At 61.9% G+C, this 22032-nt stretch carries 19 protein-coding genes, 1 tRNA gene and 2 pseudogenes; 10 read left to right on the top strand and 12 right to left on the bottom strand.

Annotated elements, in window-relative coordinates; translation table 11 throughout:
• Position 1: 1 nt before the first annotated feature.
• Positions 2–1081 carry a DUF4272 domain-containing protein gene (locus tag B843_RS13985; RefSeq protein WP_025252307.1) on the top strand — a complete coding sequence of 360 codons (1080 nt, stop codon included), beginning with the start codon at positions 2–4 and terminating at the stop codon, positions 1079–1081.
• On the opposite strand, the gene B843_RS04390 is transcribed toward B843_RS13985, so the two are convergent.
• Together B843_RS04390 and B843_RS04385 are read right to left on the bottom strand one after the other, a co-directional pair.
• Positions 1078–1899 carry a DNA-formamidopyrimidine glycosylase family protein gene (locus B843_RS04390; protein WP_025252306.1) on the bottom strand — a complete coding sequence of 274 codons (822 nt, stop codon included), beginning with the start codon at positions 1897–1899 and terminating at the stop codon, positions 1078–1080. The two genes, B843_RS13985 and B843_RS04390, sit on opposite strands and share 4 nt — an antisense overlap.
• A 10-nt stretch (positions 1900–1909) precedes the next feature.
• The gene (locus tag B843_RS04385; protein ID WP_025252305.1) at positions 1910–2536 is read right to left on the bottom strand and encodes an NAD(P)-dependent oxidoreductase; all 627 of its coding nucleotides are present in this window, start codon (positions 2534–2536) and stop codon (positions 1910–1912) included.
• Between the two features lie 138 nt (positions 2537–2674).
• On the opposite strand from B843_RS04385, the gene B843_RS04380 reads away from it, so the two are divergent.
• The gene (locus B843_RS04380) at positions 2675–3019 is read left to right on the top strand and encodes a winged helix-turn-helix transcriptional regulator (RefSeq protein ID WP_025252304.1); all 345 of its coding nucleotides are present in this window, start codon (positions 2675–2677) and stop codon (positions 3017–3019) included.
• Positions 3020–3465: 446 nt separating this feature from the next.
• Positions 3466–4026, top strand: coding sequence for a DUF4352 domain-containing protein (locus B843_RS13210; protein ID WP_025252303.1), 561 nt, complete (start codon positions 3466–3468; stop codon positions 4024–4026).
• 45 nt (positions 4027–4071) lie between these two features.
• On the opposite strand, the gene B843_RS04370 is transcribed toward B843_RS13210, so the two are convergent.
• On the bottom strand, positions 4072–8967 hold the full coding sequence (locus tag B843_RS04370) for an ATP-dependent helicase (RefSeq protein ID WP_051483444.1): 4896 nt from the start codon (positions 8965–8967) through the stop codon (positions 4072–4074).
• A 35-nt stretch (positions 8968–9002) separates the two neighbouring features.
• On the opposite strand from B843_RS04370, the gene B843_RS04365 reads away from it, so the two are divergent.
• Genes B843_RS04365 through B843_RS04350 form a run of 4 tightly spaced genes read left to right on the top strand, consistent with a single transcriptional unit; the run spans position 9003 to position 11386 of the window.
• Entirely contained in the window at positions 9003–9761 is a 759-nt protein-coding gene (locus B843_RS04365) for a 3'(2'),5'-bisphosphate nucleotidase CysQ (protein ID WP_025252301.1), read from the top strand.
• A gap of 44 nt (positions 9762–9805) precedes the next feature.
• Positions 9806–10615 (top strand): thymidylate synthase, encoded by an 810-nt coding sequence (locus tag B843_RS04360; protein WP_038595275.1) that lies wholly within the window; start codon positions 9806–9808, stop codon positions 10613–10615.
• Complete coding sequence (locus tag B843_RS04355; protein WP_025252299.1) at positions 10615–11130, top strand: dihydrofolate reductase; 516 nt, start codon at positions 10615–10617, stop codon at positions 11128–11130. Before B843_RS04360 ends, B843_RS04355 begins: the two co-directional genes overlap by 1 nt.
• Positions 11123–11386, top strand: coding sequence for a mycoredoxin (locus tag B843_RS04350; protein ID WP_025252298.1), 264 nt, complete (start codon positions 11123–11125; stop codon positions 11384–11386). The genes B843_RS04355 and B843_RS04350 overlap by 8 nt, the downstream gene beginning before the upstream one ends.
• Here the strand turns inward: B843_RS04350 and cobF are convergent, their stop codons facing one another.
• Together cobF and B843_RS04340 are read right to left on the bottom strand one after the other, a co-directional pair.
• Positions 11387–12139 carry a precorrin-6A synthase (deacetylating) gene (gene cobF / locus B843_RS04345; protein ID WP_025252297.1) on the bottom strand — a complete coding sequence of 251 codons (753 nt, stop codon included), beginning with the start codon at positions 12137–12139 and terminating at the stop codon, positions 11387–11389.
• Positions 12140–12143: 4 nt separating this feature from the next.
• A complete protein-coding gene (locus B843_RS04340; protein ID WP_025252296.1) occupies positions 12144–12422 on the bottom strand; it encodes a hypothetical protein in 279 nt (92 codons plus the stop codon).
• Positions 12423–12633: 211 nt separating this feature from the next.
• Between B843_RS04340 and B843_RS04335 the strand changes: the two genes are divergently transcribed.
• Positions 12634–12706 (top strand) — tRNA-Arg (locus tag B843_RS04335).
• Between the two features lie 101 nt (positions 12707–12807).
• Here the strand turns inward: B843_RS04335 and B843_RS14335 are convergent.
• Positions 12808–13691, bottom strand: a pseudogene (locus tag B843_RS14335) (integrase core domain-containing protein); the annotation flags it as partial.
• 58 nt (positions 13692–13749) lie between these two features.
• On the opposite strand from B843_RS14335, the pseudogene B843_RS04330 reads away from it, so the two are divergent.
• Positions 13750–14670 (top strand): annotated as a pseudogene (locus tag B843_RS04330) (IS256 family transposase); the annotation flags it as partial.
• Between the two features lie 66 nt (positions 14671–14736).
• Here B843_RS04330 and istB read toward each other — a convergent pair.
• From istB to istA (B843_RS04305), 5 genes are all read right to left on the bottom strand, one after another.
• Entirely contained in the window at positions 14737–15534 is a 798-nt protein-coding gene (gene istB, locus B843_RS04325; protein ID WP_025252294.1) for an IS21-like element helper ATPase IstB, read from the bottom strand.
• Positions 15531–16742, bottom strand: a complete 1212-nt coding sequence (gene istA / locus B843_RS04320) for an IS21 family transposase (protein WP_081751627.1) — start codon at positions 16740–16742, stop codon at positions 15531–15533. Before istA (B843_RS04320) ends, istB begins: the two co-directional genes overlap by 4 nt.
• Positions 16743–16813: 71 nt before the next feature.
• Positions 16814–18040: an IS21 family transposase gene (istA, locus tag B843_RS13780; RefSeq protein ID WP_169729835.1), complete on the bottom strand. Its 1227-nt coding sequence runs from the start codon at positions 18038–18040 to the stop codon at positions 16814–16816.
• A 395-nt stretch (positions 18041–18435) separates the two neighbouring features.
• Positions 18436–19203: an ATP-binding protein gene (locus tag B843_RS04310; RefSeq protein WP_025252292.1), complete on the bottom strand. Its 768-nt coding sequence runs from the start codon at positions 19201–19203 to the stop codon at positions 18436–18438.
• 6 nt (positions 19204–19209) lie between these two features.
• Positions 19210–20838, bottom strand: a complete 1629-nt coding sequence (gene istA / locus B843_RS04305; RefSeq protein WP_025252291.1) for an IS21 family transposase — start codon at positions 20836–20838, stop codon at positions 19210–19212.
• 285 nt (positions 20839–21123) lie between these two features.
• Between istA (B843_RS04305) and B843_RS04300 the strand changes: the two genes are divergently transcribed.
• Complete coding sequence (locus B843_RS04300; RefSeq protein ID WP_155895102.1) at positions 21124–21459, top strand: hypothetical protein; 336 nt, start codon at positions 21124–21126, stop codon at positions 21457–21459.
• A gap of 8 nt (positions 21460–21467) precedes the next feature.
• Here the strand turns inward: B843_RS04300 and B843_RS13775 are convergent, their stop codons facing one another.
• The gene (locus B843_RS13775) at positions 21468–21938 is read right to left on the bottom strand and encodes a hypothetical protein (protein WP_155895101.1); all 471 of its coding nucleotides are present in this window, start codon (positions 21936–21938) and stop codon (positions 21468–21470) included.
• Between the last annotated feature and the right edge of the window lie 94 nt (positions 21939–22032).

Here is a 22032-nt window from a genome sequence, read left to right as displayed (position 1 = left end):
TATGACCATCATTGCTTACTCCGCCGAAAACGCCGCCCTGCCCGGCGGCCCCGCCCCGCGCCCGCTGTACGCCGGCACGCCAGAATCCCGCGCGCTGCGCGAGGAGTTCCTCGACCAGGCGGGCCGGATCAACGAGCGCATCGCGGTCGACGCGGGCATCGACCCGTTCGCGGTGCAGCCGTTCATGAACCAGCTCGGCCGCTCGCTGACCCGCTATGACTTCCCCGGCGATCGCGTTCCCGACGATGCCGCGTCGTGGGCGGCAGGCACGTCGGTGCTGTTCGTTGACGCCTCCGGCGAGCTTTTCGACGCCTTCGGCAACCGCGTTTTGTACACGCCGGGTTTGGTCCCCGCGTTCAACGCCCGGGCGGTCGAGCGGGCTAGGCGGGTGCGCACGGCGCTAGTGCGCCAGGGCTACCGCGTCGACGTGGACGCGGTCCCCGTGCCGGAGGTGTCCGAGCTCGTGCTGCCGGAGGTCGGCGAGGTCGTCGATAGGATCGTGTGCCTGGCCGTGCTCATCGAGGTCGCGCGCGCCGTGTGGCGCGGCAAGACGCCGGACGTTGCCGGGTTGTCCGACCGCTTCGACCTGGCGCTGGTCACGCTCACCGACCAGGAGCAGCGGCTGTTTGATGCGTTCTCCCGCGGGGAGGGCGCACCCGCCGTGGGCGCCGTGCTCGACCAGGTCGCGGCGCTGGAGACGCTCGCGTGGTGCGTGGGGCTCGTCGACGTCCCCGGCGATCGGATCGGCACGGCACACCCGCACCCGCAGAACCTCGTCAATCCCCGGGGCATCCTGAGCGCGAAGAAGCTCCTCGATTTCGGCGCCGAGGAGCTCTACGAGGCGGCGGGTTTCCGCACGCTGGAGGAGATCTGCGACGCGCACGAGTACGCCGCGACGCTCGATCGCCTGGCGCTTTCCCAGCGCGAGGCGTTGGCAGACGGCCTTTCCGTAGAAGGCGCGCTTCTCGACGAGCCTCAGGTGGCCACCCTCCGGCTGCGCAACTTGGCGTTTACGTGGTTGACGCTGCCGTTCGCGTCGTGGGACGGGCTCGTCGAGCGCATGAATCGCCTCAGCGACTAGAGCGGCTGGCAGTGCGGGCAGTACCAGATGATGCGCTCGAGCTCTCCTTCGTCGCCGCCGAGGTCGACCCCGCCGAGCACGCCCTTTTCGATGAGCGTGCCGCACCGCCTGCAGCGGCGGTGGTTGCGGCCGAACACGTAGCCGTTCTCGCCCGCGCGCTTGATGCCGGTGGTCACCCGCACCGGCGAGAGCCGATTGGCCCACATGACCTTTCGGGTTACCTCCACGACGTGCGCGAGATCCACCTCGCCCGCAGGCTTGGCCGGGTGGAGGCCGCAGATGAAGCAGATCTCCGCCCGGTACTCGTTGCCGACACCCGACAGGTTGGACTGATCCAACAGCGCCGCCCCGATCGGCCGAGTTGGACGAAGAGCGAGCCGCCGGATGGCCTCGTCGCGGCCGCGGGTGGGCCAGTCGTCGCCAAGCACGTCGGGTCCAAAACCGGAAACCTGCTCGTTGTAGGCGCTCGCGGGGAAGATGCGAACGAACCCGAGGGAATGCCCGACCAGCTCGATCGCCCGCTCCCGCGGCGCGCCGTCGAGCCGAATCACGATGCGCGCCGTGTGGCCGGGGTACTTCCACCGATCGCCTTCGAGGTGGATGGCCCAATGCCCCTCCATCTTCAGGTGCGTGTGCACCACGTGCGGGCCCATCTGCATGAACAGGTGTTTGCCGTACGGCCAGACACGCTCGACGCGCTCGCCGGAGAAGTCGGCCAGCGCGTAGCGGTGAACGCGCACGTCCATGCCGACCACCTCCCGCCCGCGCATGAACTGCAGGCGCCGGGCGAGCTGGTAGACGGAATCCCCTTCTGGCATACCCTAACTATTACCAGCGCACGCTCACGCGCTCGCGCACGTGCCCGCCGTCCTCCGCGAGGTGGACGATCGCGGAGGCGAAGTCGGCGTAGCTCACCTGAGACTTGCCGTCCTCGTTAAAGGACAGCTCCTCGCCGGCAATCTCGTAGGAGCCGGTCTTCTCGCCGTCGGCCAGGAATTCGATCGCGGGGCTCACGAACGTCCAGGTGGCGTCGGTGCGGCCGCGGAGGTTGGCCAGCTGCTTGCGCTGGGCGTCGGCGAGCGGGCGGAACTCGGCCGGGAAGGCGTCGGTGTCGAGCAGCTGGGTGGTGTGCTCCGGGTCGACAAACAGCGAGCCCGCGCCGCCGACCACGTAGAAGTGCACGCCCGTGGCGGCGCTCAGGTCGGCTAGGTGCTGGGCGGAGGCGTCGTGCAGCGGCAGTTGGTCCTCGGCGTAGGCACCGAAGGCGTCGATAAGCGCATCGAAGCCGGAGATCTGCTCGGCGGTGATGTCGAGGATGTCTGTGATAATGGCCTCGGGCGCGTGGGAGCGGTTTTCGCCGCGCACGATGGCGGTGACTTCGTGTCCGCGGGCGATGGCCTCGTCGACAATCTTGCTACCGGCCTTGCCGTTGGCGGCGACGACTGCGATTTTCATGGTGGTTTCTCTCTTTCGTTTTCAGAACCGTTTTTGTTGACACTTCACACAATAACCAACATGGTGTACATTGGCGAGCAACAACAAAAAAGTTCTCTAGCAACCAATTGGAAACTATTAAGCTCAGGAGCGATAAACATGGCCGAAAAAAATCTTCTCGCACCCGAAAACCTGCCCGATTGCCCCGTGGAAACCACGCTGTTGATCCTCTCCAACAGGTGGCGCGCGCTCATCATGCGCGACCTGCTCGACGGCACCAAGCGTTTTACCGAGCTGCGCAGGTCCGTCACGGGGATCTCGCAGAAGGTGCTCACCACCAACCTCCGCGACCTCGAACAGGCGGGCGTCGTCCACCGCGCCGTCTACGCCGAGGTCCCGCCGCGCGTCGAATACAGCCTCACCGAGCTGGGGCTAAGCCTGGAGCCGGTGCTCGACGCGATGGCCGAGTGGGGCGCGCGCTTTAAGGAACAGGCCGCGCAATAACCCTTTGACATTCCCCACATTCTTTGCCCCCACCTTCTTAGGAATTCACTATAGATAGCGATCCCTTTACTGGGATCCGTTCTTTATAAAGGTTTTTCGAATCCAAAGATCAGGGCGAACCCGCATCAAAGTTAAGAAGAAGCAACTTCCTAATCGATAATCCCTTATAAATGGGGGCTGCAGAGCCACAGGTCGCGGGGGTAAATGGGAATAGAATGATCTTTTTCTGAGCATCCTGCTTCATATAATGAAATTGCTATCCACACCATCAGGCGCTCCCCCCTCAAAAGCGCCCTAATCTGCAGGAGCTCTCATGACGACCCCTCCCAACCCATATGGAAACTCCCAGCCTCCGGCCGACGGATCTGGGCAGCCCCAAGTCGTGTACGTTGAAAAGCCGAAGAAAAAGGGAGGCTGCCTCAAGTGGGGGGGGCATCGCCGCGGGCGTGTTGATCGTTGGTGGCATCCTGTCAAGCATGTTCGGCGGAGGAGACTCCACCTCGACCTCGACTAGCTCCACCCCCTCGAATGATGCCGCAGCGCAGCTCAGCGATGCAGCGGCCAGTGTGTCCTCGGCCATCGACGCCGCCACCTCCGGCGGTCAGGATTCTGCTTCCAACGCATCCTCGAAGGATTCCGATCTGGCAGTAGGCGAAACCTTTACCGGACGCAAGGGGCTCGCGATCACCGTGAACTCCTTCAACTCCATCACAGATGTCTTCGGAGACCCGAATGTTTGTGCCGAGGTCAACTACACCAATAACGGCACAGACCAGGCCGATTTCCAGGGATACTGGGATTGGAAGGTCCAGAATCCTAATGGCGTGATCACCGACCCGACTTTCGTCGCTAGCGCCAACATGCTCGAAAGCGGATCCCTCGCTCCCGGCGGTACTATCACCGGAGACGTTTGCTTCAAGGGCGCGGATCCCGGTGAGTACACCTTGAACTACGACCCCCAGCTCCAGATCTTCTCTGACAAGGCTTCCTGGAAGGCCACCATCTAGGTTTGAGCGATTCCCCACACTCGCGCCCTGCCGAGTGTGGGTTTTTCATCGCCTAAATCGCATTTCATTGGGCCTAAAAGGGCCGTTCACGCTCTTGCTCGTCCCATGGCCGGTCTCCTCGGCAATAGCCTGCGTGAGGCTTCTGCCCCGTCTTGGTGCATTTACGCTTGTCGACGGGCCTACGGCCGCCAGCCGCAACCCGCGCGGCGTGACCCCCACCCCGTGCTCGCGCGCGACCTGCACCAGCGGGTGCGTGAGGGCAGGCTCCCCGTCGATTTTCTCCACGACGATCCGCGGGAGCCGCTTCGCCGCGAGCTCCGCCAGCAGGGCGTCGATCACCCTCCCGAAAAACTCCTCATCGCTCACGCCGTCTGGTGGCGTGCCGAGGGTGAGGTTCTTCCCGCCGCGGGTGAGGTGCGCGGCCAAGAGGCCGTCGACAAGCACGACTAGGGCGCCGGCCGCGCGCGAGAGGTTGGGCACCAGCCACGGCAGGCTCGCGCCGTATGGGTTGGCGGGATCGCAGGCGGCGAGCACGTAGGCCTTGGGGTCCGTCGAACCGGACGGCCAGCCGCCGACGTCCTCGCTGTCGGCGACCCCGCGCAGCCGGTCGATGACCGCGGGCGTGGAAAACTGCGCCGCGCCCAGGCCCTCGACGAGGTAGCCGCGCATGGCCTTGCCCGCCTCCTCGAACTGTGTGAGCACCTTGTACACCAGCGCGAAGCCGCCGGTGACGCTCTCTGCGACGACCGCGCCGCGGGTGACCACGCCGTAGCGGTCCAGCCACGCCTCGCCATGGGCGACCGAACGGGCTGTGGCGTTGGTGTCCGCCGCGGGGGTCAGCGCCCAGCGGCCCAACATGTCCAGCGGCGCCTGCGAGCGCTGGGTCTGCGCGAAGCTCGTGCGCCCCATCCGCAGCCGGGAACGCTGCGGCGTGCGCTTGGCGCGGTGCGCCGACTTCGACCCGGTGCCCGCCGCCAGCCGGGCGCGCAGGGGCGCGAACCCGTCCGGGGAGACCAGGCCCAGCTCGAACAGGCCCCACAGGGCCGCGCGCAGCTCCGCCTCGGTTGCCTGGCCGGTGACAAGGCCCAAGTCCTCGCCGGAGACCTCGCGGTGGATGTCGGCGAAGAGGAAGCCGCCGCCGCGGCGCAGGAGGGCGAGCACCTGCTCCTGCAGTAAGGAGAGGGTGGGCTCGTCGGACAGATCGAGCAGCTCGGCGGCGTAGTCGACGGGCAGCAGGCACACCCAGGGGTCCGCGGAGCCCGCGCTGCCGGCGCCCACGACCACGATCTCGCCGTTGCTGCACAGCTCGTCGAGGTCGAGCGGCGAGTAGCCGCGCACCCGGCCAGGTAGCACGAGGCTCTCCCAGGCCGACGCCGGAAGCCGCACGCCCGCCAGCTGCTCGCACACGGCGAACACGCCGTCGGCGCCGTGGAGGGTCGGGCTCTCCCCCACCGCGGCGACCTGCTGCCACTCGGGCAGGAATCGGCCCAGCGTGGAGGCCGAGACCGGCTGGGTCTGCGAGCGCGCGAGCGCGAGGCTGCGGCGGCGCAGGATGGTGAGCACGTCCTTGGACACGTACTCCTGCTCGTCGACGCCCTGGCGGTAGCGGCCCTCGATGAGCGATCCGGACTCCACCAGCGCCGCAAGGCCCGTGAACGCCACGCCCGCGGCGAGCCCGAACGCGTCGGTCACATCCGAGAGCACGAACGGCCCGCGCGTGCGCGCCCAGCGAGAAAGCAGCTGGTGCAGCGCGTCGGTGATCGGCTCGACCTGCGCGGGCACCCCCGGCGGCACGGGGACGCCGAGCCCGTCGCGAAGCAGCGGGGCGTCGAGGACCTGGGCCAGGTGCTCGCGGCCGGCGATGCGCACCCGCATGACCCTCCCCGCCAGCTGCGCGCCCGCGGCGGCCGCAAGCTCTGAGGCCTCGGCGGGCTCGTCGGAGAAGCTCTGGACGAGCGTCGCCCGGTAGTCGTCGGCAAGGTGCTCCGCCAGCTCCGCTTCCGGGATGGGGCCGAGCAGCCGCAAGGCGTCGGCAAGCTCTTCCGCGTTGCGCGCGAGGCGATGAGCGGACACGCGGCGCAGGTTGCGATCGACCTCGTCGATGATCTCGGGGTCGAGTAGCTGGCGCAGCTCCACGGTCCCCAGGAGCTTGGCCAAAAGCGCCGGGTCGAGCGCGAGTGCTGCGGCGCGCTTCTCCGCGAGCGGGCTGTCGCCCTCGTACATGAACGCGCCGGTGTAGTTGAACATCACCGAGCTCGCAAACGGGCTCGGCTGGGTCGTGGTGACCTCCGCGATGCGTACGCGGCGCAGCTTCAGCTCCCCCATGAGCTCGACCAGCGCGGGCAGGTCGTAGACATCCTGGAGGCATTCGCGCACGGTCTCCAGGATGATGGGGAAGCTCGGGTACCGGCGCGCGACGTCGAGCAGCTGGGCCGCGCGCTGGCGCTGCTGCCACAGGGGCGCGCGTTTGCCGGGGTTCCGGCGTGGCAGCAGCAACCCACGGGCGGCGCACTCGCGGAAGCGAGAGGCGAACAGCGCCGAGTTGCCCACCTGCTCGGTGACCAGCTGCTCGATCGCGTCGGGGTCGATCATGAACAGCTCTGCCCCCGGCTCCCGGTCGGCCTCGGGCAGGCGCAAGACGATGCCGTCGTCGCTGGAGATGGGCTGGGCGTCGATGCCGGTCGCCTCCGAGATCTGCGCGCCCACCGCGAGCGCCCAGGCCGCGTTCACGCCGCGGCCGTACGGGGTGTGCAGGACGACCCGCCAGTCGCCCAGCTCGTCGCGGAAGCGCTCGAGCACCAGCGTTTGCTCGTCGGGGACGACGCCGGTGGCTTCCTTCTGCTCGTCGATGAAGCGCAGGAGGTTGTCGTGGGCGTAGGCGTCCAGCTCACAGCCGTCTAGGGCTTCGGCGCCGACGGTGGACACCTCGCGGCGAAACGCGCCCAACGCCTTGCCCAGCTCCGCGGGGCGCCCGGCGTTGTCGCCGGTCCAAAACGGCAGCCGCCCGGTGTGCCCCGGCGCCGGCGTCACCAGCACCTGGTCGCGCGTGATCTCCTCCACCCGCCAGCTGGTTGCGCCGAGGGTGAAGATGTCGCCCACGCGCGACTCGTAGACCATCTCCTCGTCCAGCTCGCCGACCCGGCGCGCGCCCTGCTCCCCGCCGACCAAGAACACGCCGAACATACCGCGATCGGGGATCGTCCCGCCGCTGGTCACCGCCACGCGCTGGGCCCCCGGGCGGGCGGAAAGCACGCCCGTCACGCGGTCGAAGTTCACCCGCGGCCGCAGCTCAGCAAAGTCGGTCGACGGGTAGACGCCGCTGGCCAGGTCGATGACCGCGTCGAAGACCTCGCGGGCCAGGTCCCGGTACGGGTAGGCGCGCCGCACGGTCGCGTACCACTCCTCCACGTCGAGGTCCTCCACGGCCACGGCCGCGATCGTCTGCTGCAGGAGCACGTCCAGCGGGTTCGCGGGCACGTGGAGCTCCTCGATAAGCCCTGCCTTCATGCGGGTGACCGTCACGGCGGTCTGCACGAGGTCCGCGCGGTGCTTGGGGTAGAAGGAACCCTGGGACACCGCGCCCACGACGTGGCCCGCGCGGCCCACGCGCTGCAGGCCGCTGGCCACCGACGGCGGGGATTCCACCTGCACCACCAGCTCGACCGCGCCCATGTCGATGCCCAGCTCCAGCGAGCTCGTGGCCACGACGGCGCGCAGCTGCCCCTCCTTGAGCATCGTCTCGGTCATGGCGCGCTCGTCCTTGCTCACCGACCCGTGGTGGGCGCGGGCGATGACGGGCGGGGCGGTGCCCGCGGCGTCGGCGGAGACCATTACCTGCGCGGGCGGGCGGCGCAGCGGCGGGGAGAGCGTCTCGGGCGCGTACTCCTTCGCGTAGAGCTCGTTGAGCCTGGAGGTGAGCCGCTCCGCGCTGCGGCGGGAGTTGACGAACACTAGCGTCGAGCGATGCTCCATGATCTCGGCGTAGAGCTTCTCCTCGATGAACGGCCAAATGGAGCCCTGCGTCGGCAGCGCCGACTCCTCGAATCCGGCGCCCGCCTCCTCCAGCGGGCTCGCCAGCCCGTACGGGTCCTCGTAGACGAACTCGCCGATCGGCGACGCCGCCTCGGGCGTGGGCAGGTCACTCATATCCGCGACCGGCACGTGCACGTCCAGCCGCCAGCGCTTTTCCTGTGCCGGGTTGATGATCTCCACCGGCCGGTCCCCGCCGAGGAAGCCCGCGACGGCCTTCAACGGCCGCACCGTCGCCGACAGCCCGATCCGCTGCACCGGGTGCCCGCACAGCCGCTCGAGCCGCTCCAGGGTCAGCGCCAGATGCACGCCGCGCTTGGAGCCCGCGATCGCGTGGATCTCGTCGATGATGACCGTGTCCACGTCCTTGAGGATCGCCCCCGCCTTGGAGGTGAGCATCAGGTAGGCGGACTCCGGGGTGGTGATGAGAATGTCCGGCGGCTTGCGCACCTGGCGGGCGCGCGCTGCGGCGGGTGTGTCGCCGGAGCGCACCGCGACGGAGATGTCGGTGTGGTCGAGCCCGAGCCGGGCGGCGGCCTGGTTGATGCCGATCAGCGGGGCGCGCAGGTTGCGCTCCACGTCGACGCCGAGGGCCTTGAGCGGCGAGATGTAGAGCACCTTCACGCCCTGGCCATTTCGGTCGCGCCCGCTTGTCTTTACTCGGGCATCAAAATCGCCGATGTTGAGTGTGGTTTGCCCTACAGATTGCACGAGCCGATCCAGCGACCAGAGGAAGGCCGCCAGCGTCTTGCCCGAGCCGGTCGGCGCCACCACAAGAGCGTTCTCACCTGCGGAAATCGCCCGCCACGCACCCTCTTGCACCGGCGTGGGCGCGGCAAACACGTCCGAAAACCACTGCGCCACCTGCGGGCTGAACCGGGTGAGAATGCTCTCGTTGGGGAATTCGGACATGTCCTTATTCAATCAAACAACTAGACTCTGGTGTTATGACTGCACAGTTTGACGATGCAACTTTGTCCAAGCGCCTGGCCCAGGGTACCGGTGAGATCCTCAAGGGCGTCCGTAACGTGGGTGTGTTGCGCGGGCGTGCCCTGGGCGACGCCGGCGACGACCTCGCCCAGAACTGGATCGCCCGCGTGCTTGAGCAGCACCGCCCGGATGACGGCTTCCTCTCGGAGGAGGCCGCCGACAACCCGGAGCGCCTCGGCAAGGAGCGCGTGTGGATCATCGATCCGCTCGACGGCACGAAGGAGTTCGCCACCGGCCGCCAGGACTGGGCTGTGCACATCGCACTGGTCGAGAACGGCACCCCCACCCACGCCTCCGTCGGACTGCCGGACCTCGGCGTCGTCTTCCACTCCTCCGACGCCCGCGCCGTGACCGGCCCGCTGGCGAAGAAGATCGCAGTCTCCCACAACCGTCCCCCGGCGGTCGCCCTCCACATCGCCGAGCAGCTCGGCTTTAGCACCGGTTCGCTGGGTTCCGCGGGCGCGAAGGCCATGCACGTCCTGCTCGGCGACTACGACGCCTACATCCACGCTGGCGGGCAGTACGAGTGGGACTCCGCCGCACCGGTCGGCGTGTGCCTGGCCGCGGGCCTGCACTGCTCCCGCCTCGACGGCACGCCGCTGCAGTACAACAACAAGGACACCTACCTCCCGGACATCCTCATCTGCCGCAAGGAGCTCGCCGATGAGATCCTAGAGCTCGCGGCGAAGTTCCGCGAGGAAAACGGTTCCTACTAAGGCGCTTTCGCTTATCGACGCCTTCGGCACCTAGACTGAGTCGCATGACTGCACCGCCCATCCCCACCCCGTACGAGGACCTGCTGCGCAAGATCCTGGCCGAAGGCACCCACAAGGACGACCGAACCGGCACCGGCACCACCAGCCTGTTCGGCGCCCAGATGCGGTTCAACCTGGCCGAGTACTTCCCGCTGATCACCACGAAGAAGGTGCACTTCAAGTCGATCGTCGGCGAGCTTCTGTGGTTCTTGCGCGGCGACTCGAACGTGGCGTTCCTCCACGAAAACGGGGTCACGATCTGGGACGAGTGGGCGGACGAGAACGGCGACCTGGGCCCCGTCTACGGCGTGCAGTGGCGCAGCTGGCCCACCCCGGACGGCCGGCACATCGACCAGATCGCGCAGGCGATCGAGACCCTCAAGCACAACCCGGACTCCCGCCGCAACATCGTCAGCGCGTGGAACGTCTCAGAGATCTCCAACATGGCGCTGCCGCCGTGCCACCTGCTCTTCCAGCTCTACGTCGCGGACGGCAAGCTGTCCTGCCAGCTCTACCAGCGCTCGGCGGACATGTTCTTGGGCGTGCCATTTAACATCGCCTCCTACGCGCTTCTGACCCACATGCTCGCCCAGCAGGCGGGCCTTGAGGTCGGCGAGTTCATCTGGACCGGCGGCGACTGCCACATCTACGACAACCACCGCGAGCAGGTTGAGCTGCAGCTGACCCGCGAGCCGCGACCGTACCCGCAGCTCAAGCTGGCCAAGGCGGACAGCATCGACGCCTACACCTTCGCGGACATCGAGGTCGTAAGCTACGACCCGCATCCGCTCATCCGCGGCGCGGTGGCCGTCTAGTGCGCGCGATCTGGGCCCAGTCACTCGACGGGATCATCGGCGACGGCGCGACCATGCCCTGGCACCTGCCGGAGGACCTCGCCCACTTCAAGGAGACCACCCTCGGCCAGCCGGTCCTCATGGGCCGGGCCACGTGGGAGTCGATCCCCGAGCGCTTCCGCCCGCTTCCCGGCCGGGACAACGTGGTTCTTTCCTCGCGCGCGCCCGGGGAATGGTCGCGCGGCGCCTTGGTCGTCGACAAGCTTCCTGCAACGTTTGAGGGCTGGGTGATCGGCGGCGGCAGCGTCTACGCGGCGACGTTACCGCAGGTGGAGGAGGTCGTTGTCACGCTTATCGACGCTACGCTGGCAGGCGAGCTGGGTGACAAGGCGGTGAAGGCTCCCCCGCTGACGGGATTCGCGCTCGAGCGGGAGACCGAGTGGAGGACCTCGAGGAACGGGGGGCTGCGCTACCGCTTTCAGTGGTACCGGTTGCGCGAGGCCGCGGAAAGCGACCACAATGAGTCGCATGTCTGACAAACACGTAACTATTTATGCTGCAAGCTGGTGCCCGTTCTGCCAGCGACTTATCAAGGGCCTCGATCGCACGCAGACCCCCTATGAGCTCATCGACGTCGACAACGACCCCAACGCCAAGGAGGCCTCGGAGTGGGTCATGTCGGTCAACGACGGCAACCGCATCGTGCCCACCGTCCGCTACTCGGACGGCACCACGATGACCAACCCGCCGGCCTCCGCGGTGCGCGCCAAGCTCGCCGAGCTTGAGGCCTAGCTAGTCCAGCTCGCGGAGCAGGTAGGTGTCCATGATCCAGCCGTGCTCCGCGCGAAGCTGCTTCTTCAGCTCGGCGACCTCCTCGCCGATGTCCTTGACATAGCCCTTGCGCAGGACCTGCTGCGGCGTCCCCAGAAACGCCCCCCACCACATGAAGGTGTGCTCGGTAAAGTCCTGCGTCCACCCGGCCCCGCCGTCGAGCATGACCACGCAGTTGCGGCGGTCGCTCGCGGAGGTCTCCGGGAGCTTGCGGGCGGTGGTGATGTGGATGGCCTCGCTGATGCGGTTGAGCAGGATGCCGTGGGCGGCGGTGAGCACCTGGATTGCGGTAATGCCCGGGGTGACCACGACCTCGCACTCGAGGTTCTCGAGGTTTTTCATGTGCTCGATGATCCGCAGGGTCGAATCATAGAGCGAGGGATCGCCCCACACCAGAAACGCCACGTGACCGTCGTCGGCGGAGTTGGACCGTATGGCGTCGGCAAGCAAACGCGCACGCTCGGCGTGCCAGCGGCGCACCTCGGCGTCGTAGTCGTGCGGGTTGCGGTCGCGCGGCGGGTCGACGACGGCGACGATCGGCGTGCCCGGCGCGTGGGTGTCCACGATGTGCTGGCGCAGCGCCAAGAGATCCGCCTTCGCGTCGCCCTTGTCGAGCGCGACCACGCAGTCGGCAGCAGAAAGCCCCGAGATTGCCTGAAGGGTCAAAAACTCGGGGCTTCCGGCACCGATTCCAATGACATGGAGGGTGCGCACGTTTTTATTCGTCGTCCTCATCGCCCAAGAGCTCGACGCGGTCGACCTCCGTCAGCAGGGTGTTGACGTTTGCGTAGTCGATGGACTGCTGCTGGTGGACGTAGCGGTCGCACGCAGCGGACAGCTGCTTGGAGTCGAACTTGTTGAGGGTGAGCAGGCGGGTGGTGGTGCCATCCTCTGCCAGAAGCTCGAGGGCGAGGACGTTGGTGCCCTCGCGATCAATAACCTTGGCGACAACCGGGCGACGCTCGACATCGTAGAAGATTGGCTGCAGTTCGGACATATTATTCTCCTTTTAAAAAAGCCTCTAGCAAGACTGAAGCAAAGCGAAGTACTCCTATCCAGCATAGGCGCGAATGAAAGAGTTTGCGGGTGAAAAGAAAGAATCACATTCCCCCGCGACCCCCTTTCAGCCCCCATTGGCACGGCCACTTCGCGGTGGGGTAATCTAACTTACGCATTCAGCGCGGGGCAAGCCCCTGCGCGCCTGCGTTGCCCTAGTAGCTCAGTGGATAGAGCACGGCTCTCCTAAAGCCGGTGTCGGAGGTTCGATTCCTCTCTGGGGCACTTTTTCATCAGTCGGGACATAGTTGACACTATCCGTCGCGACATGGTTGACAGTGACGCCGTGAGGCAGGAACAGTGTTCTTGCCTTGCGGCGTTGCTGTTTATTTCGGCCGTTTGTTCTTTAGAAGATTTGGTTGGTATCGGCGCCCAGTGTCGATGTCGTGCTCGGCGATGATCTCCCCGGTTTGAGCGTTAGTGGTTGTTGCGTGTGTTCCGCTGATGATGGTGAGGGTGGGGGTTGCTTGGTGGGCGCGCCCGATTCCTAGGTAGCGCATTTCTCCGGCGAAGCGCAGGGTGATTCTGCCAGCTTTGTCGACTTTGTCGTGGCGCACGCGGTTGTCTTCGGTGACGAGAGGTTGGGGCTTGCTTTTGGCAGGTCGAAGTATGCGTCGGAGGGTGTGCGGCGGCCTATGGCACGGTGTGGTCGGTTGTTGTTGTACCAGTTTCGGAATTCGTCGAGTAGTTTCTGCAGTTCGGGGATGGCGGTCGCTGGGGGTTGTGCCTTCAGCCATTTCTTGAGGGTCTGGTGGAAGCGTTCGATTTTTCCTTGGGTTTGTGGGTGGGCCACCCGGCCGTTTTTCTGTTTGATGCTGTGTTGTTCAAGGAACTTCTCGAAGCCATTTTTGCCGCCTTTTGCTCCAGCTAGGCGGGCGGTGAATACCAGCCCGTTGTCGGTGAGCGTGGATTGTGGGAGGCCGTATTCTGCGGCGGTTGCTTCTATAGCTTTGACGACGGTGGGGCCATAGACGCGCGTGTGTGCGCCCAGGTAAAGCAGGTAGCGGGAGTGGTCGTCGAGGAAGTCAAGGACTTCTACTTCGCGTCCATCGGCCAAGCGGATAAGTGTGACGTCTGATTGCCAGCACTCGTTGGGAAGACTGGCTTGGAATCGTTTGGTGGCGCTTTTCGGGCGCTTGGCTGGGTGCGGAGTGATCAGGCCTTGCTTGCGTAGGATTCTGCGGATCGTGGATTCAGCAGGCGCATACAAAGAGAGTGTCTGATGGTTTGTGTGTGGGTGCCCGACCCGCATAAGGAGATAGACCAGAATGATGACTGTGGCACGACGAGACCCAGCCGATAAGGCCAAGATTGATGCAATCGAGCAGAAGCTGCTTGCTAACCCAGAAATCGCGAAGTTGATTGATGAGCTCGGTACCTCTACCACTGATGCGAACGACCTAGTTCGAGGCATGTTACAGGCCTCGATTACAAGGGGTTTGAACGCTGAAATGGATGCCTACCTGGGGTATCAGGCTGGTGATCGAGACGGTAAAGCCGCTGTCGGTACGGATAATCACCGAAACGGCAGCTACCCGAAGACCATTGACTCGAACTACGGGCCGGTCACCGTGGACGTCCCAAGAGACAGAGCTGGCACGTTTGTCCCCACGATGGTGCCGAAAGGCTCGAGGCGTTTAACCGATATCGATGATCTGATCATCAGCTTGTACGCAGGTGGCATGACAATCCGTGATATCCAGCATCATCTCGCCACCACGATGGGTGTGGATATCTCCCACGAGACAATCTCGGCGATTACCGACGCCGTACTTGATGAAGTCATGGTGTGGCAAAACCGCCAGTTGGATGAGTTCTACCCAGTCATCTTCCTTGACGCGTTGCGAATCAAGGTCCGTGATGGGGGCCGTGTGATCAACAAGTCTGCGTACATGGCCATCGGAGTGGATCTCGAAGGAATCAAGCACATCCTGGGCTTGTGGATCGCCAAGGAGGAAGGAGCATCGTTGTGGGCCCAGGTGTGTTCCAACCTCGCTAACCGCGGTGTCAAAGATGTCTTCATCGTCTGCTGCGACGGGCTTACAGGCCTACCAGAAGCCGTGGAATCCACCTGGCCTGGGTCCATGGTTCAAACGTGTATCGTGCACCTGATCAGGGCGGCAAATAGGTGGGTTTCCTACGGGGATCGTAGGGCCGTATCTGCAGCGTTGAAAAAGGTCTACACCGCATGTCAGCGGCGGTTGAAATGTAGCCCAGTTTCGACGGTTGAAATGTAGCCCAGTTTTTGTGTGTGGTTAGTTTATCTGGTGTTCTCGCTCGGCGGCGATCGAGGGGAGTATGTCTTCATGTCCTGTGATGCGGTAGCTGTTTCCTTTGTGGGTGAAGATTTCCGCGTGGTGGACTATTCGGTCAATCATTGCCGCTGCGATAGTCGCGTCACCGAAGCATTCACCCCACCTGGAAAACGGCAGGTTAGATGTCATGATGAGCGAGGCTTTCTCGTATCTGGTCGACACTAGCTGGAAGAACAGGTTGGCGGCTTCGGCTTCTATGGGGATGTAGCCCACCTCGTCGACGATGATGAGGTCATAACGGCCCAGCTTGGCTAAGAGTTTCGGCAGACTACCTGTGGAGTGGGCGTGGGTGAGTTGCTGCACCCAGCCGGCTGCGGTATCGAACAGGACTCGGTGGCCGTGCCGTGCAGCGATGACCCCTAGCCCGATGGCCAGGTGGGTTTTCCCTGTCCCGGGTGGGCCGAGGAAGATGACATTGCAGCCTTGAGCAATCCACGCAGATGTCTCCAACCGGGCGATTTTGGCCCGGTCGATGGCTGGCTGAACCATAAAGTCAAAGTCTTCAATAGTCTTGATGTGGGGAAAGCCTGCACGCTTAATCCGTGCCTGCGCCCCTGATGCCTGACGGGCTGAAGCCTCAACAGACAAGACAGCGGCTAGGTACTCTTCATAGGTCCACCCACCGTCACGGGCTTGTTCGGCCGTGTCATGGTAGGTGCTGCGGATGCGTGGGGCTTTGAGCACTGTGGCGATGTGGGCTAGCTCGGCATCGATTTGCTTGTAATTGATGGCGCTCATGCCGAGTACTCCTGCCAGCCGGTCAGTCGGTCATAGACGTTTAAGTCCGCCGTTTCTACGACAATGTCTCCTAGACGCGGTGTGGGTTGTGCAAGCTGTTGGCGCATCTGTTTCGCCAACCTCTGATGCTGCGGGTCGGTGACCGTGTGGTTTTTGCCCCACACCCTTTCGTGGTCGGCAACAATCAACCCGGTGCCATCGGTAACTAGTACCCGATCGAGTTGTACAAAGATGGTGACAATCTTGCCGATGGCTGAAGGCGATACCGAGTACCGATTAGCGTCCACAGACACGTAGTAGTTCCTGGGTAACCGTACCTGCCTGGTCAAACCGGTCTGCGGTGGATACGGGGGAAGCGGATTCATAGCAGCCTTGTCGACTACCCATCGGTCTACCGGGCGTTGCGCCAAGCTGGCGTGCACACGAGTGTTCGCAATCGTGTCAATCCACCCATCAAGCTGTGCTTGCGCGTCCTGATGATCGGCAAAGTGCCGGCCGGGGAAAAACGATGTTTTCAGGTACTCGTTGTGGCGTTCGACAATGCCTTTCGTTTCCGGATCCCTCGGCGGGGCTTGTTTGATGCGCACACCCAACGTGCCGGAAAACCCGACGACCTGATCGACGAGGCGTTTCTGGCCGATGCCGGATTCGTGATCCCACAACAGTTGCTTGGGTACTACGCCAAAACGTTGCTGAAGCAACAGCCACATCCCAGACACCAGATCACCGGTTGTCCTAGTGGGAAGAACACACGCGGCCATGAACCTGGAATACGATGCCACCATCACCAACACCGGGAACACCCCCGCGTGACCGTGCGTATCGGGGATACCGTCATCGGGGAACATGAGGTCACATTGAATCTGCACACCTGGCTTATGGTCGAGGGTATCGACTGGGTCGTGGGGGAGATACTCGGGGCGGATTCGTCGGATGTTTTCCCTAAACCACGACATCGAGCCCTGCCAGGCGACGCGCTGTGCGATAACCGTGGCTTTCATATCAGGGACCTCGTCGAGCAAGGCCCTAACGTCCAGTTCCACCTCGTCAAACGCGGTCTTTTGTGGAGCTCGTTTCGAATACGACGCAGGTGTGTTGCTGGCTAAGGCCCGCTCTACCGTCTTTTTCGCGCAGCCGACTGTTGCTGCGATCTTGCGAATCGACATGCCATCTTTGCGCAAAATCCTGATCTGCGCCCAATCATCCATGGAAATCACCCATCCAATTCTTCTCGGATGGGCTACTTTTCCACCGTCATTCTTGGGCTACTTTTCCACCGTCACTGACACCATTGTTTCAAGATATCTGGAATATCCTTACGGATTGGTGATTGTGCCCACGCACCTGGTTTCACCTTCAGTAGCGGAAGAAGTGATGCGGGTGAGTACACCAATTCAGGATGCGTGCCAAAGCGCCTAGGAAGGGACAGGATCGGATGGTGTTTCTCATCTAGTACGGTCACAAGGTCCGCAGATACTTCGGCCAGCAGTTTCCGCCTAGCAAACGATGGGCCTACTAGGTAGCGATTGTTATCAATGGTGATGACACCGGTCTTGTCGGGGACACAGTTGCGGTAGGTTACAGCCATAAACGGGTGGGTTGGCAGCGAAAGTAGGGCCTGCTTGTCGGCATCAAATAGGTCCTTGATCGCGACTTTGTGCCGGTAGTGGATTTCGTCACCGAACCTGATTGATCCGGTGAAGAAGGCATCGTTGAGCTCTTTCAGACTTGTTCCTTGCGGCACAGGTACTAGGAGATTGCGGCGTAGGAAGCCAACAGCGTTTTCTACGTTGCCTTTTTCATGTCCTGATGCAGGATTGCAGAACCTAGCTTTGGTGCGGTAGTGCACACGAAACCTGGAAAACAGTTCACTGGTGATGACTTTGTCGCAGATCCTTCTGCCGATGCCGGTGGCGTTATCAAAGACCATCTCATGCGGTACACCACCGATCAGGTCACAGATGTTCATCAAGCCTGTGACAACACACTCAGCGGTTTCACCGTAAAATAGCTGTCCAAACCGCATATTGGAATACGGAAACGATACTGCCAACATATGAGCGGTGACAGGTTCACCAGCAATAATGACTTCCGCTTGGCCGAAATCTACTTCCGCAGTTCCAGCAATAGGTACACGAGGGGCAAAACCTTTAGATGGTGCGCGGTGTTCATCTTTCCATGTTTTAACAAAACGGTGCACTGGATTATAGGAATGCTGATACCCGTATTCGTCTACGAGGCGATCAAAGATTCTTTTCGCGGTATGGCGTTGTTTACGAGGGCGAGCAAGATCTTGTTCCAGCCATGCTTCAATCACTGCTTGCAGATGCGCTCCTAGTACTTTCGCACCTGGTTGGTGTTTAGCCGGTGGGCGCTGTGGTGAGAAATCATCCGCATCAAGGTACTTCTTCACCGTGTCACGTGAAATTCCCAACTCGCGCGCGATTGCGCGTTGGGACATCTCGTGATCATCTGCCAATATTCTGATACGTTCGACCTGGGTCATAGTCAACGTCATGGACCTTTCCGTTCCTTCCCAGAAGCGTTTTGGTAAGAGAGAGTGCTTCTAGAAAAGAACCTAACAACCAGCGACGTTAAGCTATGGCCCTTTCATGTGCCCACAATGATCACAGATATTGGCCATCGGATTCCGCCGTCGCTGGAAACGAGCAAAAGAAAAACAGTCACCGAAAACAATCAGCAACTACCTACAAAAATGAGGTGGCCTAATTCTCGGAGCCAAAATGGCCTAAAACCAGCCGCTAAAATGGCCTTCTTTGCTGGGTGCGGCTTGTTGGTAGGGGTGTTACGGGCCGTTGGTAGGGCCGGTTTCCGGCGAAGTGGTAGGGCTCGGCAACCAGTCCCTTTAGGTGCTAGTTGCCGAGTCGTTCGTGTGATCGGTTATTCGGCTGTACCGCGTACGGTGCTTGCGAGGTGCTGGCGCATGTCATAGTCACCGAGTTCGATGCGTTGTCCGGCGTTGAGTCTGCTAACCAGCGAGTCCGCGCCGACGGGGTCGGGCAGCTTTTTGATCCAGTAGGCGGCGGTTGTCTGGGAAACGATGATGGTCGGTAGTCTGCCATCGCGGTCGAATATGATCTTGGTTAGGTCTTCTTGTCCGCGCTGGTTGATTCCTATGGTCAGGAAATCATCGAGGATGAGCACATCAATGTTTTGTAGTCGGCGCATTTTGGCTACATAACGATCATCTGCTGGCGAGAAGGCCGCTAATTCATCGACGAGCTGATCCAGTCGATAGTAAGCGACGCTGTAGTCAGCCTGACAGGCGGCAACGCCAATGGCACAGGCAATGTAGGTTTTGCCGGCACCTGTCGGGGCAAGTACATGCACGTTGGATGGTTGATCGCGCCACGGAGTTGCGGCCATCCGCTTGAGCTGGCGTAAGTTCAGTCCTCGTTCATCAGGGTTGATGAGTTCGGTCAGCGTAGCACCGGGGTACCGGAACTTTGCCTGGGCAATGGCTTTGGTGATGTTGTTCTGCCGACGCTTGGTCGCGGTTTCTTCTACAGCCTTGAGGAAGATCTCCTCAGGTAGTGCGGTGTTGGTTTCATCGGCGGCGGCAAGGTTAAAGAAGATGTCAGCGAAGGTCGAAAGCCTCAGTTTGCGCAGTGTTGCACGAATATCATCGTCAAGGGTGATGGTGGTCATGATGGCTTAGTCCTCCTTCTTCTTCGGGGTCTTCTTTGGTGTGTCGTAGTGGCTTGCCGGGCGCAGGTACACCGCATCCGGGATGGCTGTGATATCAACAGTGCGCGAGTGAGCTGCTTGATCGGTCGGGGCTGCTGATGTGTTGTCGAAGGTGCGATCGTTGCGGGCTATATCGCTTTGAATACGGGCGATAACCTGCATGTTTGGTGCGAGGTTATGGTCAAGAACTTGCTGGCAGGCAGGCTCTAAGGTGGTCTTGTTGTGCTTGTTGCCCAGCTTGACGAGTACGTTACGAGCCATGTGCAGTCCGCGAGGTACGGCTTTGGCATTGCGTTCCAAGATCATGGCGATGACCTTCATCGTCGCCGGCCCAAACGAGGAAGCCCGGGTAGAAAGCTCATCGCGGGTCAGCGGTTTCACCCCAGTAATCTCCTTGTCTGGGGTGTGCGCTGGGTCCGTGGAATAGCGGTACTTAAAGCCATGCATGCGGCTGTGTTCTGCAATCAGTTCGTCACCGTCGAAGATACTGACCAGGCTGTTGGTCAACCGTGCCCGCAGAGTCTTACCGATGTACTGGAAAGGTACGGAATAGTACTGGTAGTCGCAGCAAATGTGCCAGTTGCGATCGACTTTGACGTGGCGCCAGGATACTTCCGCAAATGGGGTGTCAGGAAGGTCGCGCATCATGGGCGCTTCATCGGCATCAAAAAGCTCACGCCGGGTCAGCCCATCTGGCCTGGGCATGTGCATGTTGATGTCGTCGAGCCGCTCGGCGACAGCCTCATTAAGCTCATCGAGACTATAGAAGGTTACGCCGTCGAAGTAGCCAAGGATGCGCGTGTAGACGAGTTGGACGGCGCGTTCTACCGCTGATTTATCCCTAGGCTTCGCCGGTCGTGCTGGGACAATCAGGATGTCGTAGTAGTCAGCGAAGTCAGCGTAGCGCTGCTGAATACGCCGGGCGGCTTTGCTCTTCACCGGCCGATAAGTAGCAGTCGGCGCGTTATCAGGCACGATAATGCCAGGGCGTTTGCCGAGGTACTCCAAGGCTTTCACATGACAGGCAATCCAGTTGTCCATCCTCTCATTAGCCGTTGCGGTCACAAACAACAGTGAAGAATACGGGCAGATGGCTACGAAGATGCTGGCTCTCATCCCGACGGTATCGGTGGCCTGATCGATGATGGAGACTTTGTCGCCTGCCCAGTCGACGTAGAGTTCTTGACCAGGATCATGTTCGATAACCGAAGTCATGCCGGTGGTGCGAATGTAGTCACGCAGGCGCTCGCAGAATTGGGAGTACTGGTATTTGGACTCGCCTTGGGTGGCCGGGGTGGCAATGTAGTCCATCCAGAGCTTATGACGAGTCAGGTGCTTGTTGTTCGCTAGGCGTTTGGCGATCTTTTCGAAATCCGGCTGGTCGTAGCGCTCACGTCGAGCCCCGCGATGATCGCTGAAGTGCCGGTCGAAGAACCCTGGATCCAGCTGAGCGAACGACTCTTTGGTGATTGCGAGGTCAGCAATCAGTGACTTGGCTTTGGCAATGTCTCGATTCGAGCATCCTAATGCTGCGGAGATGACAGCATAACTTGCCCCGTCCAAACACATTGCCATGATGTCCTTGAAGTTGGCCATGAAGGCCCTCCTTGAGGTCATAAAGAGGTGATGACACGTCGGCACAGATTGTGCCAACGCCACCTATACAATGACCGGAAAAGAAGGCCCCTACCACCTAGTCGGAAACTCCCTACCAACTACGCGGAATACCCCTACCAACTACACCGAAACGGCATTCTTCGCGAGCTAATCTGACCTACTTAAATCAGACCACAAACACCGCCGTGTACCCGCCGTTTGCGACACCCGAGCGAGACTAATAGTCTCGGCACGGTCATTCATGTCGCGGGCAGACTCGTGCCCATGCGTGAATTCGATGCACTTCACCTAGAGGAGTACCGAAGTAACAACAAGAATGATTATGTGCTGCGTCCGAAGGTCAAGGATCGCTCGACCGATGGTGTAGCGCTCAAGACGCTGCGAGGATACTCAGGCGGACGTTTGCGCCCCACGCAGCGTAGGCTTCGCGTGACCTGGATCGTCGGGCTGCTGAACGATTTCATTCCCGATACGGCGATCTGCGCTGCGGCTGGTATTCAGGAGCTCCGCAGCTTTGAGAAGTATCGTCCGAAGCCCGATGGGGCGTGGCTGATGACGTTTCGTCGGCAGTTTCACGAGGATGTTGGGTGGGCTGGGTAGTAGGATTCTTACTCCTCAAGGGTGATCGTTCCTTTGGGCTTAATCTGCACGATTCGTCCGTACACTTTTCCTGCCTGATTTGCCCACGTCAGCGAGGAGTTGGGATCTGAATTCATGTCTGGCGCGTAATGGAAAGTCAGTGAATCCCCCGGCTTCATGGACTCGCTTGTGACCGAATTTGAACTTGCAAGGGCTTTAGAGCTAAAAGTGACTTCTTTTGCCTCCCGTTTCGATTTGTTTGTCAGGCGGTAGAGAGCCGCCGTGTCCCACGAAATCTCCCATTTGAATAGGTTTGCTTCATCTTGCTGCAGCGCGGCTATCTGCTTTGTGGCTTCCGCTAGTTCACTATTCACCGCGACAAGTCGCTCCGAAAGTTCGTCGGCTCTTTTCGAAGCTCTCCGTTCAAAGATCCAGCCGACTCCAGCGAAGACCCAGCCGACCATCGATGGAGCCCAAACCGCCAGCGATCCAATATCCATGCTCTAAATATTACAAAGTGGCCAACGGCCCGATGGAGCTCGTTATCACGAGGCCCACTTGGGTTTCGGTTCTCTCGACCGCAGGTTGCGCCAA

The organism is Corynebacterium vitaeruminis DSM 20294 (assembly GCF_000550805.1).
GTDB lineage: Bacteria > Actinomycetota > Actinomycetes > Mycobacteriales > Mycobacteriaceae > Corynebacterium > Corynebacterium vitaeruminis.
The sequence above is the reverse complement of the archived record's forward strand: the minus strand, read 5'-3'. Positions and strand labels throughout refer to the sequence as shown.